The organism is Natronincola ferrireducens, assembly GCF_900100845.1.
Classification (GTDB): Bacteria; Bacillota; Clostridia; order Peptostreptococcales; family Natronincolaceae; genus Natronincola_B; species Natronincola_B ferrireducens.
Genome location: NZ_FNFP01000001.1, coordinates 86,710 through 101,392, shown reverse-complemented (window position 1 = coordinate 101,392; position 14,683 = coordinate 86,710). Strand labels below are relative to the sequence as shown.

Genomic DNA, 14,683 nt, shown 5'->3' with positions numbered 1-14,683 from the left:
TTTAAAACATATAATTTTATGTTTTCTTATTATTCAGCCATTTTACAAGACTCCACTAACTACCCAAGGTTTCTCATAAACCACTGACATTTCCTCATGCCTTGCTATACTTTGTAATAATTGATAGTCTAATTCAGCTATAAGCTTTTCAAGTTTTTGTACTTCCAAAGGAATAGCCATACCTAACTCTACCCTTAATTCCGTTAACCCTAGATTCTCTCTAGCTTTTTCTAGGTTGATCTCTAATATATCAATGGCCTTTTCCATTTGTTCTAGGGATTGATAAAGACTTCTAAGGGAATTTTCCATGATTTCCTTAGAATTATTCAAGGTTAGCTTTGCAGTTGAAACATCCATTTCCTTTACCCTAAAGGGCTCATCTCCTACATTGTAGGTATAAAGATTTACAGCTAGCTCTGCCAGCTTTACCCTTTGCTCTAGAGCCCATATATTGGGATTATCATTTAACATTTTACGGATATGTGCCTCTAATTCAGGAAGTGTCTTTTCTTCTCCCTCTTTTTCAGCCAGCTCATATCGTAGGTCTATGCTTAATCCTGCTAAATTGTTTAGCTCTAAGAAAGCCGCTTCTAAACTTGCTTTGGCTGTATCCAATTGTTTTACAGCTTCATGATAATTCTTTTCTGCCATCATTCTTTCAAAGCTACTAACCTGGCCATAGCTATGTCGAAGGTTTGCAATGGTTAGTTCTCTCTTCATTACACCTTCGGCTTTTTGTCTTAGATTCAGTTGGCTTTTCGCCAATAATAGTTTGTTATAGCCCTCCAGCACCTCGTAAGCCAACTTATCTTCCTCTGTTTCTAGCTGTCTCTTATTTACCTCTAGGTTAATATCTGCTGCAAGTAGTCCTCTGAGGGCACCTACTGCCATAGCGTCTTCTATCGTGCCTCCGTGACCCACTGGTGTATACTTCTTAGCTCTAGCTGCCTCTTCCCTCATAATTTCACTACGCTCTACTTCTATTTTTCTTCTTCTTAATTCACTACTGTTGTTCAACGCTAATCGCAGCAGTTCATCATAGGAATAGGTTAATGTTTCTTCTCCAGCGGTAGTCTTAACATTTGTAGGGTTCATATCCATACTATAAGCCAAGTTTCCAGCAAAAATAGATAAAATCAAAAGCTGAACAAATGTCAGTATGGTTAGTTTTTTTAATCCCATGGTTTTTCACCTTCCCACTTAGCATTATATGTGAATATAATGAGAATATGATAAAAAGAGACTCCCGAAGGAGTCCTCTTTTTGTTTTATGTTATCTACAATAACATTTATTAATTCTAGTTAAATGTAACTGTTTGAGTTGGAGCATCCCATGTATAGTCTACACCTAGTGCGATTGCAGCCCATGCTACTGGAACGAAAGTTCTGTTGTTTTCAACATATGGAGCTACGTCCATTGTCATTGGAACTCCGTTTACTAACATAGTTTTGCTTCCGATTGTCATTTGAACAGTTCTGTCTCCGAATAATGTAACTGTTTTAGTTCCATTATCCCATACGTAGTTTACATCAAGAGCCATTGCAGTCCAAGCGATTGGAACGAAAGTTCTGTTGTTTTTAACAACTGGAGCTACGTCAGCTTGAACAGTTTTTCCACCAACAGTGAATGTTGTTGAACCAATTGTGAAAGCTGCTTCTTGTCTAGCTATTTCACCAGGAGCTAAAGTTACTACATTAGCAATTGCTGCTTCAGCTACCCACTTTGTATCAAATTGATCTTTTTTGTCACCATTATTTCTTACAAGTGCATCTCCACCTATAGATACAACAAACTCTCCTTGTGGTAAAGTTCTCCATAAATCTACCTTGCCACCTGTGATTTCAATCACAGAAGCTTCATCACTATCTCTTGTTACTTTAAATGTTAATTTTTCACCATTAATTGTAATGTTATCTACTTTAAGGTCACCTTCTACAACCTCTACTGAAGGCTTTGCATTCCATACAAATCCATTTTCTAATTCAACTTCAACAACTTTGTCTTTCTTTAAAGCCCCTGCCTTTGTTTCATTTATTGTAATATTTCCAATTGATTGATTTTTTACTCCTACTCTTACATCTTCTACAGTAGTTTTAACTTCAACTGGAGCTAATGCTTTTCCTAAAACAACTTCAAATTCTTCTCCTGACAAACCTCTACCAGATACTAAAGCAGTAATATCTCCAGTAGCATCAGCTTCTACAGAAACGTAGAATGTTAATTCTAAATCACCTTTGCCATCTACTTCTGGTGTAAATTCAACAACATTTCTATCAGAATTTGTTGAGAAATCAACTAATTTAGAACCTGTTGTTGGGAATGTGAAGTCTTTTGCTTTGTTAACTTTAACTTCTGTAACTTTAACCCATTCTGGGAATTCTATTCTCAGATTTCTTGGTAATAATGAACCTTCGATGTTTTCTTTAATAACTAATTTTGCTAACTTGTGCGCATCATTTTCTTCGCCTTCATATCTTCCTGCAAGAATTTCTCTAACGTCTCCATCTCTCTTTACTGCCACACCATAGTCTACGTATTTAGCTACTAATAGTTCTGTAGACTCAACATCTCCAGTAACTCTTGCAACTACGTCACCAAACTTAGCATCAGATTTAGCATTGATTTTCAAACCTTTTAAGAATATACTTCCACGTACATCTTGTGTAGTAGTTAAGTCTGAAAATTCTATTTCTAATATTTGCTTATCAGCTTTGTTTACTTCTTCCCAGTTAGCGTCATTAAGCTTGCTATATCCACCTTTAAATTCTACTTTTAGGTCACTTGTTATCCACTCAAAATCGCTAGGTAATCTTAATCTTATTTTCTTGTCTTCGTCAAAAGCACCTAAACTTGTTTCATCAATTTCAATTACTTTAATTGGCTCTGATCCACTTCCGAAAGTAACTGAATCTTCGATAGTTACTAAAGCTTTACCTGCAGAAGCTCTAGCAAAAGTATAAGTTCCGCCAGTTATTGCACTGTCTCTAGGTTCAACTGTTACTTTTATATCGCCAGAATCTTTAACATCAACTAACATTGGGATAGAAACCCATGCCTTTTTATCAGTTGTTGCTTGCACTTCTACCTGAATTGTAGTCTTTGTTAATCTAGTAATGTTGAATACACTAACTTCAGCACTATAAACATTTTCTGTTATAGTTTTTCCTACTTTTTCAATATCTTCTCTCCATTCAGAATTTTCTAGGGATAATCTGAATGTTTGCTTAGCGCCACCCCAGTCTGAATCTGTTTCTTGAATTCTTAAAGCTGGTGCAGTAGTCGCATCAGTAAATTTGTGATCATCTGCTACTACTGGTACTCTGTTTACTCTGTTTGTGCTAGCAGCGAAAGCTGACATTGGTACTAAAGAAAGTACCATTACTAACGCTAGCATTAAAGCTATTTTTCTTTTCATGCTTTTTCTTCCTCCTTTGAAATATATGGTTTTTTTATTTTTATCTACTTTAGGATGCCGAAAGGGCCAACCCCCAAAGTACATATTTTAAAGGCTTTAAACCTTTAAAAACTAAATTGGATTATGTACTGGTGAGACATGCTCTCTAAACTCACCAGTAGGTAAAATTATACCACTGGTTTTTGCCAAGGTCAACCACCTATGGCATTTTGTAACAAAACTGTAAAACTTAGTTTTTATTTTCTACTAAAACCATTATATACATATTTTAGATAAATTACCATTACAGAAATGTTACAGATTTTTTTTACTTATGTGACAAGTGGGAAAAATCAATGAAAAACCGTTCTAAATGCAAAATTTAAAATGTAAAATGAAAAATGTGAAATCAAAACCTAAAATCGAAACCTTTTAAGATTCATAATCTAAAAATAAAAGGACATAGTTGCTATGGTAAAGATTTCTTGTCCACTACCATAATATTCTATGGTGTATAAAAAATTCCTTCTATTTTCATAATTTTTTTCTATTTTTTGTTATTTTTAATATTGAGGCTTTAAAGATAATGGGTGTTCCCGTTGTGTCTCGGAAGGGTCACAGACCCTTCCCTACATAGGGGGTGCCATCCAGTCTTCCACTTTCCACCTTCCAGCTATATTTTCGCTGCTTTTATCACGTGCCAGATGGACAGTCCCCATGGCTTCATGGCTTCTCCTGAAGATCCTTCACTTCGTTCAGGATGACAACCTTTTTTTCACTACCTTCAGGATGACAATCTAATAATAGTTTAATATTCTCTCCCTATAATCATAACGTAAATCCTGTTGAAGATAGTTGACAAGGTTAGTCAGCATATGGGCAACCTCTCCTTTGGTTAGAGATCTATTGGCTTGGAAGAAGCTACTGCCGATGCCTTCATCGATGCCTAGTTCCCTCATTAAGTAAGCAGCGTCCCGTGCCCAGGATGGGATGGAAGGGTCATCCTGATAGCCTGTGTAGTACTGCTGTAGAGGGGCTAATCCTTCAAAGCCTAGGGCCTTGATGATGGTTAGGGTTGCCTCTGCCCTGGTGATAGGTTGGTTGGGCTGGAATTGATTGTCTCCCCTACCTCCCATAATCCCTTTTTGATAGAGGGCTTCAATGTATCCGTAGTTTGGATGGGTTTTAGCAACATCCTTAAATGTCAAGGGTACCTCTACTTGGTTTCTAGAGGTCCTTGAGTTTCTTGTGGGCTGCTCTGCCACCTTTTCTATACCCATTACTACTGCTAAGGCTTTGGCGAACTCACTGCGGCTCATGGGCAGGGATGGGCCAAAGGTGGTATTGTTGGGGTTTAGAGCCTCTAGACTTCCTAGGAATAATATGTCCTTTTCTGCCCAATGTCCTACAGCATCCCTCATGGTGGGGATGTTGAGTCTTTCATTTAAAGGGGTGGTGTTCAGGGTAAAGCTTTTGGTGTCGGTGGTTCTACCCCTTAAAACCTCTCCATCCTCCGATAGCCTCGGAAGATTGTAGCTATACTTTACGATGTTTTCTTCCTTTTCCGTTAGAAGGTAGCCTCCCCTAAAGCTGATGTGGGAGGGGATATTGGCCTCATAGTGATAGTCCTTTGTACGGTTATTGACGACATTGACTTCTGCTGTTCCCTCCCAGGAGATGGCTTCCTCTTCTCCATTGGAGCTGCGATTGTATTCTATATAGTGTTGGATGGTTTGGGTTTGGGTGGCCCCCCAGTGGTGGTCATACCCCACCACTGTTCCTTGGGTTTCTACCTCCACTGTTCCTTGATTTCTATTAATGGTATAAACCTTTTTACCGTCCCAGTTACCGGCAAAGTAGGTGACACCGGGCTTTTCATGGAATACGTTGGATTTACTCCAGGCGTGGTGGGCCTCTGTGGCCTCATACCGAACACCGTTGATATTGATGGTCTCTCTGTAACGGTTTAGGGCAAAGATTTCCCTTTTTTGATCCCTACCGTTGCTGATGGTTTCCCTATCTAGGGTAATGTTTCGGGTTAAGGTGGCGTTTTTTTCTAGGTTCCTTAAATTTCTATAGGTATAGGTAATTCTGTCCCCTCTATCCCGTACAGTTACCGTACCTTCTAAAACTATCGGCTCTCCTGTTAGGAAGATAACCTCTCGATAGAGCATTTCATTTTGTATACCCCCCTCATAGCCAGGGATTTCTAATCCGTAGCTTTGGAGGGTGAAGGATAGGATTAGCAGGAGCGTTAATAGGATTTGTGTGGTTTTTTTCTTCATTTGTTACCTCCTTAGGTGGTTGGTTGGTTGGTTACGCTGCGCCATAGGGGACATACTGAGCCACGGGGATACTGCGCCACGGGGACAGTCCCTCTTGCACAATGAGAAACTTGTGCCAGATGGACAGTCCCCATGGCTTCTGCCCATGGCTCCAAGACCCTTCCCTACACATGGTTTATTGTTCTACAATGATGACGTAGGCATCGTCTCCTGTGGAGACCTGTTTGCTTTTGATCATATAGGCTTTGGCATTTTTTCTTAGCTTGTACATCTCTTCCCTATTGATTGGGGTGTCATTGATGAGGACGACAGCCTTCTCGGTATGGATGGTTTCACTGCCTCTTACGATCTCCCACCTACTATTTAAGGTGTTCCAGTGCTTGATGTTGGTTAGGGTGATGGTGTCGGCATCCATATCTACTGCTGCTATTTCTCCTATACTACTATGTTCTATGTGGAGACTTCCCCCTTCATAGGTGGTGATTGGTGTAAGGTTTAGGGCCAGAATTTCTTCATAGGTTTCTCCTTCTATGGTGATTTCCCTTACGATGAAGTAGGCTCCCTTTTCTAGATAGAATTCCTCTTCAATTCTTTCCCTTAGTTCATCGTCTTCAATATCCTCAGGATCAATGAAGCGGGTATCGGTAAAGTATTGACTTGGAATTTCCTTCTGTAGATCACTATCAAAGATAAAGGTATCTTCTGTTAAGGTGAAGGTTCTCTTACCCCAATCCTCTATCCATTGGTTTCCTTCTAATCTTAGGTAATCCAATCGTCGAGCTAATCTGCCTATAGTAACACGATTTTGATGGATATCCTGTATAGTACCTCTGTAGATAACAAGACGACTTCCATCGATCCGTTCCTCCAGCATACCACTGTATTCTATGGAGACAAAGGAGGTATTTCTACTGCCCCTTAGGAGGTCAGCTGCTATATAGACATTTTGTCCCAGATCTAGATTTAATGTATCCACCAGTCGGTTGTTCTTTACTAGAATAGTGCCGGGATGGAAGGTAAAGCCTACATTGTCGGCCACCATCCTGCCGGTACCGTACTGAATATCGGTGATATTTCCTTCATATAGGGTGGTGAAGCCATTTTTCAGTAGAAGCTTAGCAATCTTAGGAAGGCCATAGCTGTTTTCTACAGCTGCATAGACCTCTTGATTGTTTCTACTGGTTAAATCCCTCAGGGAGATTTTTTGTCCTCCTTCATAGAGAAGGTCCCCCTCCGCCCTTAGTTTTACTTGGGATTTTGGATGTTGTAGCCACCTTCCATTTTCATAGGTGGTGATGTCCTTTAGAATAATTTCTCGATTCCTTGGATCTACTTTTTCTATCCGCCCTCGATAAATCCCTTGGACATGTCTTTCCTGATCCTCTACTCTAATGGTGGCGATATGGGGGCTGTAGATGTCATTGAAGGACAGTAGAACTCTATCCCCCACCTTCACTTCAAATAAATTGGCAGATCCGTTGTTCCTTAAAATCCTTGTTCCACCAGTGATTTGGTATTTTTCTCTACCTTCATTGGTTTTTATCTCTACTGTGTCCTTATCGATGAATAGAACATCCCCCACCTTGGTTCGACTTCCTGGTGGGATATAGCCGTGGAGGAAGGGCTCTTCCTCTAAAAAACCTTGGATACGGGTGACTACTCCATTGAGAAGGATTGCTGACACCTCTAGACCATAGGGTAATTCCCTTAAGGCAACGGTCTTTCCATTGATCTGTACCACTGGGGAAGGTCCTATATTGAGGATATGCTGGCGATCCCTAAAGTCCACCATCACCAGCTGCTGATTATGGCTGTCAATGGCTTCGATGAAGCCTTCTATTTCCCTGTAGGTTTGGTTTTGTTGGGCAAAGCTGGTGTAGGGGAATATTTGTAGTAAAAGTGCTACTATTAGCAGGATGCATACGCCATAGGGGACAGTCCCTCTTGCCCATTGAGAAACATGGGCCAGTTGGACAGTCCCCATGGCACCACTTAGTTTCTTTTTTGTAAGTGTCATAGGATTCCTCCTTGTTTTAAGGTTGAGGTTAAGGAAAAAGCAAAACCCTTGCTACGCCACGGGGACAGTCCCTCTTGCCCACTGAGAAACGCGTGCCAGATGGACAGTCCCCATGACTTCGCTAGTTTTGTTGTCAATCAGTAAGATTTTTGCCTGTCGTCAAAATGTAGAGGTGAAGAAAAAAGCAAAAATCTTAACTCCATCGGAACGACACAGAGGTCGTTCCCTACATACTCCGCGGGACAGTCCCTCTTGCCCACTGGGAAACGTGTGCCAGAGGGACAGTCCCCATGGCTTCGTGTAGGTTGTCCATCTTCGGAAGGGTCAAAGACCCTTCCCTACATTCTATCAGACAACAGCATAAATCTTGCTGGATCTTGGATGTTCCCTCGGTTGCCCTCCATAATTTTTGTAAAGCTGTGTTGACTTGGGTTGTATTGTCCTATAAAGAGACTGTTGGCTCTAGCTGCAGGGTAGGCTCTGGCATCAAAGTTGATGCTAAGGCTTCCTGGCTGGAGGATCCGTCTTATGTCGGTGATGGTCTTTCCTGCCTGTAGCTGATAGTCTATACTATAGATTTCCGATGCCCTCTGTTGGTTTCGGGAAACTGCAGTGTAGATTCCTCCTGCCTCCTGTCCCTTTAGTCTTTCAAAGATAACCCTTACATGGGCGTCCTCTAGACTTTGTCTCGATCCTTCTATTACTTCACGGGTGTAGAGACTTCTAAGGCTAAAGGTGAGGTTGGCTCTGCCATCGGTGATACTGATATTTCTATTGGTGGTGGACAGGATGGATACCGGTATAGCCACCACAAATTTATCATAACCCTTGTATTTACTTAAGGAGAAATCAATGGTATAGATTCCTGACCCCTGGGGGATTTCCTCCGTACCGATGGTTTTCACCAGTGCTCCGTCTAGGGTTTCTTCTTTACCTTCTCTCCTTAGCTTCTCAGCTTCCTTTTCAAGGGCCTCCTCCTTATCCTTTAGCTTATCATCCTCCCTAAGGGTTAAGGTTCTGACGGTGACCTCTGCAAAGTCTACTGCACTGCCGTAGCTATTTAAAGCCCTTACCATAAAATCGTATCGGGTATTGGGTTGGAGACCCCTTACTAAAAATCGAGAATCTCTAGTGTCGCCGATGAAGGTATAGTTGCTGTCGCTACTCCTCTTGCCATAGATCTCGTATTTTTCAGAGGCGTTGAGGATCTCGGGGGCTGACTCCGACCATAGTAGCTGTACGGTGGATTCATATCCTGGGATGGCCTCTAGAACCAATGGTTTTTCTGGAAGAGGAATCTGGTAGTCAAAGTCTTTATTTGCCTCAGAAATACCTCCGTCAGGATTGATGACAATGAGGTTGTTATTTTTTAAATCCAATGTTTCATTAAACTTTACTATAATGGTGGTATCATCTACTACTGTTGTTGAGGATGCAAAAATACCCCCCACTACAGCCACGTGAACATTGTTCCCATCTGTATCTACACGATTTATTCCTTCCCCCATTATTTTCATATCGCTTTTTACATCATTTTTATTTTTTATCTCCCCACCAAGTACTACCTTTGCCCCCGCCATAAACATAGATCCCGTAAGGGTAATCTCTCCTTCTTTATCGTTGGCAAAGATTTTGGCCGGGTTGACGTTTTGAATCCTAGGTTCACTGATGTAAGTAAAGGCGTTTCTTAATATAGTTAATTCTCCATCAGGATTTTCAACCTTTACATCTACTGCACCATATTGACCGCTTTTAGGAGCTCTTACGCTAAGGGTTTTGTAATCAATGAACTGGATATCCCCTTGAGGAACTCTATATTCTCCAAAGAATACCTTCAATGTACCTCCTTCAAAGCCCACAATTTCTCTTCTAAAATCATTTCCTTCAATTTCTACCTTAGTGCCACCCTTTACCGGTCCTAGGTTAGGATCAATTTTTCCTATTTGAGGTGCACTTTCTCCCCGAAGAAATACAAGGTAGATAGGTGGTATCAAACCATCGGAATAAGCATTGCCACCATCGGTGTTCCTTACGATTACTCGCTGAGGTTGTTCCAATGCTGCTTCTCCTACATTGGGCATCTCGAAGGTGAGCTTCACTAGGGTTTGAGGTGTAGTGCCAAAGGGGTTTTCAACGATTTCTCGTTTGATTCTATCGGCTGTTATAGTAGCAAGGTTGCCGATTTGAATTGTAGCGCCTTCTCGAATATCTTCACCAAAGACACTGACAATGTTACCTCCCTTATAGCTGAGTTTCAGAACTCCTGCATCTACCCTTTTACCCTCCACCTCTATGGTTTCCAGTGTCGGTGTTTCTTCTTCTTTAGTAATATTAACGATTCTAGGTCGACTGTCGGGGTTCAGGTATTCATATTGGGTTTGACCCCTACCACCGTCGGGATTGATAACAAAGGTGGGTACCTTCCCTACTGTGTAATAGAAGGGGGTGTTTACCCTTAGCTGTCCTGAACTTACATATTCTACCTCTGGGGCATATCCCCTATCTACAAAAAACCTTCTATCGGAAACCTCTATTTTGATTAGTTCCTCTGTTAGCTTGTTTTTTTCATCATCCCCATACTGTTTACCCTCTGGGTTTTTTAGCAGATGGGTAGGGATATATTTTACTGTGTCATTATAGCCGGTAATTTCCTTGCGATAATTAATGTTGTTTTCTCTAATGGTGACGGTTACCTTATCCTCTACACCATTGTATTCTACTGTTACATTTCCCGGCAGTCTAACGGTGGCACGATTGTTATTGATCAGACCACTGTTTTCCTGCTCCCTAGGAATGCTTAGATTGTTAACATTTCCAAATCTCACTAGGGGCTGATTTTTTATATCATAAAGGGAATTTCCATCTTCATCTATATTGTCATTGTAAACATGAACCTCACTGGAGGAAAAGCTGCTGCCATGAATATCTACCCTATCTCCCCCTAGTCTAGATCCTTGGGCTGGTAGGATGCTGGTGATTTTGGGATCTGTGGATTCATAGGTAAAAGTCACTTTATTAGATATTCCAGCATCATTGTTAAGGATGTATAAGTCCGCTCTACCTGCTGTACCAGCAGGAGCGATTGCCTTTATGTACCCCCTTGAAAACTCTACAATCCTTGCCTGCTGGGTTCCAATAAACACCCTTGGCAATATAGGTGAAGCATAGTAGTAGTCATAGTCCCTATGGGATATAGGTGTTTTCCCCAGCAATGTATCTCTTCTTGTGGCAAAATCCTCTAGGGATTCATTTTCTCCTCTTTGTATGTCCAACAAGTCGTCCCATATATCGTTTTTGTTAATGTCATTAAAGGTTTCATCTTCATCTCTTATTTGATTTCTATTGGTATCATCGTAGGGTTCAAAATATCGGAAATCTGTTCCCGTAATTTCTATAATATCTCCCCCGGCTGCAGTACCTTTTTGAGGTACCACATTAGTAATCTGGGGATTACTGCTGGGAACAACATAGGTAAAGCCATCTTCCCTACTGGCGGTACCACCGTCTCCGTTCACCACCACCACTGGAACCGTTAATCGGTTGGTGTCCTTGTCCTTTCCCAAATCTCCTGCATACTTAGGGACAACCACTGTTATTTTATTGCCGTTGGTGGTGACAATGGTGTTGGCGGCAGGGATTTCTACACCGTTAATATATACCTTTGCATTGTCTAAAAACTCACTTCCTACAATATCAATGGTATATCCTCCTGCAGTAGATCCTTCCTTTGGAAAAATATTGGTTATCACTGGTCTTGATTCAGGAAGGGTGTAGTAGTAAAAACCCTGTTGATTGATTTTACTATCCTTTTTTGTGTCAGGATTGATAACAGTTAAATCATAGTAACCATCTGCTTCTAATATAGGTACTGTAAAGTATATTTCACTTCGATCATTCACCCGTACTCGATTCCCCACGATTTTATTGCCCTGAATTCTATAGGGGGTAACAAAATCTAGTGTAATAGGTTGAAAGTCGGGGTTACTGACGGGTGGATTGATGGTGATGCTACCTGTATCAACGGTTAATGGGTATACATTATCCCCAACCTTGTTGGCTACAATTGTATCTCCCCCTCTAACTTCAATTCTGTAGCTGTTGGCAGCTCCGTCGGATAGGGTTATATTTCCCTTTACATCCTTATCCACCGTATAAAAGTTTCCTGCGGCTTTTAAAATAACTGCATTGTAGTAATCTGCCACCTCCAGCTTCCCATTATTATTTATTCTGAATAACCTGTTGTCATCAGGCGAAGTATACTCCCGTAGCTCTATTCTATTGGTGGAGGCATTTCTATTGTAATCATTTACTTCGATATTATTTAATAGTACCCTTGTCCCTATTAACCTTAAAATATTATCAGCTGTAGCTGTTGGATCAGGCTTTAGGAAGTTTTCTCCCTTGATAATTACCAGGGTTCCTGTATTTCCTTTCTTGGGTGCAAAGTCTGTAATTTTAGGGTTGGTGAAGGTTGTAACGTAGGTAAAGGGTCTGGTGTCCATACCTCCCTCGGGATTCATAACCTGTAGCTGGGTTTCCCCCTCTCTTCCCTTGGGGGCTTTGAAGGTAAGCTTTTTACCGTCCCCTTGACGGGTAACATTATCCACCTGTTTACCGTCTATAAAAACCATTACCCCTGTTTGGAAGTTACTTCCCTCTACTACGATGTCTTCTCCCCCTTCTACTGCCACCACATCTGGAACAACAGAGTTAATGATGGGGTTTTTGTTGGCATCGGGATTAACGTATTCGATAAAATCTATTCGCTGGGTACTTAAGCCTAGGGCATCGGAATTTCTAACAGGATTGGTAACCCTTATAAAGGTTTTTCCTAAATTATTTATAGGATGGTCCTTTGGAACCATCACTAAAATCTTTGTTCCTATTTCATTTCCCTCTGTACCGTCCAGCTCCCTTCCCATTGCATCGAATACCTTAATATAGGCGTTGGAATCTCCTGTATTATAGTTTTTATCTATTGTCAATTCTGCCCCTAAATCAATTACTGGATATCGAATAACCTCTGTACCATCGGCCTTAATATATCGATGAATCATAAAATTGCTACCATGGATTGCAAGCATTCTATCTTCAGGAATCCTATATCCAGTGGTGTCCCCAACCACCTGTATCTTATCCGGCACCACGCTGGTGATGGTGGGATCTATTTTGCTGGGGATATAGGTAAAACCATTTATAAGCTCTGCCCTTTCTTTAAATACCATAGTCCCCCCATTGGCTTTTGTTAGAATTGTTTCCGTCTCCACAATAACATCCTTGATAGGATTGGTGGCGGCATCTCCTATTTGAGGTGTTTGGATCACCATCCGGTCTATGTCTTGGTTAAAATCAACATCGTATTGGGCATCACTGTTTTTAGTAAGAAAGGTTGCCTGTTCCCCTATAAATACTGTGATTTTTCTTTTAGCAGCAGTAATTTCTATCTCATTGGTTTTTCCTTTATTATAATAACCTCCTCCAAAGTCCACCACTAGTTCCTGTCTGTTGCCACTTGGCCCTTCTACACTTGGATAGTTTCCTAGGTTATTTGGTGTGTATTCTGTTATATTTAAGGTGCCTAAAAATTGTCCTGCTATTTCCACCTTGATTCCCGTATCGGGGCCAGTATTAGGCTGGAGGTTTATAATCTTGGCCTTTATGTTGGAATCAATGATAGTAAATTTCTCATATTCAAAGGGGCCGTTATTGTTATTCCCCATAACTTTTTCCTGGGTTATCTGTCCCATAGGGTTTTTGCTGGTATCAATTGCATTGGTAAGGACCACATAGTATTCCCCAACAGGTAAATCCGGTACCTTGACTGTTAAAATATCCCTTCCATTTACATTGGAGCTAAAGGTTTTATTTTTTCCCATATTGGTTAAAGCATAGGGAATGGTTCCGTCGATTTCCCTTAGGAAAAATACGTCATAGGAATCTAGGTTATGGGCAGGAGCTTCAAAATAAACAGTATCCCCCTTTTCCCCTCTATTGGGTCGCATCTCTAAATCATCAATAATTAAATCCTTATAAAAGCTAACTTGATCCCTATAGGTATATTTAATCGTCACCCGTACCTCATGATTTGTATTAAGATCATTAAAGGTGTGTTCCTGGGTTTCATTTTTTTGGAAGATAATGTTTTGCATCCCCAATTGTCCTGTAGCAGGGGTGATGTTGACATTTGTATCGTTGTCAAAGACACTAGAAGCAATTGTGGTTTCTGCACCCTCATGCTCATATTTGGCCACTATATTGTCATCATCTTTAATCTTGGTAAGATTCGTTCCCTGGATGTTTAATCCATCTACTTCCCCTATCTTTACTTTTCTTGTTATGCCGGTCAGTGTCGGCATATCTTCCTCCTTGAGACTAATATGTTTCCCTTCAATACGTATAGAGCTTCCCAGCTGATTGTTGGTTATGTTAAACTGTAGTATCCCTTCGGAATTGGTGATACGGTTTGTTAAGGCATTGTACCCTGAACTGCTTTCTACCCCTACCTCAGCATCCTTTAAAAAGGCTCCATATATTAAAAGCCTTCTTTCCACCACATTTCTATTTCGATCATAAACCCTAAAGAGTATAACTTCATCTACTCTATATCTATCTGGGTCAAAACCATGGACCTCCATATCTTCGATAGGTAGCATTATAAATACCATCATAAGGGTCATTAAAAAAGCTATAATCCTTCTCATCTTTTTCTTTTTTTTCATTTGCCAGCCTCCCTGCCTAAAATATGTAAACTTTATAATTTTTTACTAACACATTCATTTTTTACCTATACATTTTATCGGCAAATTTCTCCAACAATTTTAGTAGTATATTTTACCATTATTAATTATGGTAATTATACCATATATTTCTTTTGCTTCCTTTCTTTGTAGAGATTTGTAATAGAATTGAAAAATATGTAGAAATAAGGGGAGGTTTTTAGCCTTCCTTAAAATTGGAAATAATTGTTGAAAAAATGCCAGGGGTTG

At 40.5% G+C, this 14,683-nt stretch carries 5 protein-coding genes; all 5 read right to left on the bottom strand.

All coding sequences use genetic code 11. The features are described 5' to 3' along the window. Window positions 1-42 precede the first annotated feature (42 nt). Window positions 43-1,182 (bottom strand): TolC family protein, encoded by a 1,140-nt coding sequence (locus tag BLS22_RS00445; RefSeq protein WP_090548730.1) that lies wholly within the window; start codon window positions 1,180-1,182, stop codon window positions 43-45. 116 nt (window positions 1,183-1,298) lie between these two features. Beyond that, on the bottom strand, window positions 1,299-3,416 hold the full coding sequence (locus BLS22_RS00440; protein ID WP_176761982.1) for a copper amine oxidase N-terminal domain-containing protein: 2,118 nt from the start codon (window positions 3,414-3,416) through the stop codon (window positions 1,299-1,301). Between the two features lie 776 nt (window positions 3,417-4,192). Then, window positions 4,193-5,680, bottom strand: coding sequence for an S-layer homology domain-containing protein (locus BLS22_RS00435; RefSeq protein WP_090548725.1), 1,488 nt, complete (start codon window positions 5,678-5,680; stop codon window positions 4,193-4,195). Between the two features lie 175 nt (window positions 5,681-5,855). Continuing rightward, window positions 5,856-7,697, bottom strand: coding sequence for a hypothetical protein (locus BLS22_RS00430; protein ID WP_090548722.1), 1,842 nt, complete (start codon window positions 7,695-7,697; stop codon window positions 5,856-5,858). A gap of 338 nt (window positions 7,698-8,035) precedes the next feature. Next, window positions 8,036-14,416 (bottom strand): IPT/TIG domain-containing protein, encoded by a 6,381-nt coding sequence (locus tag BLS22_RS00425; RefSeq protein WP_090548720.1) that lies wholly within the window; start codon window positions 14,414-14,416, stop codon window positions 8,036-8,038. Window positions 14,417-14,683: the final 267 nt, after the last annotated feature.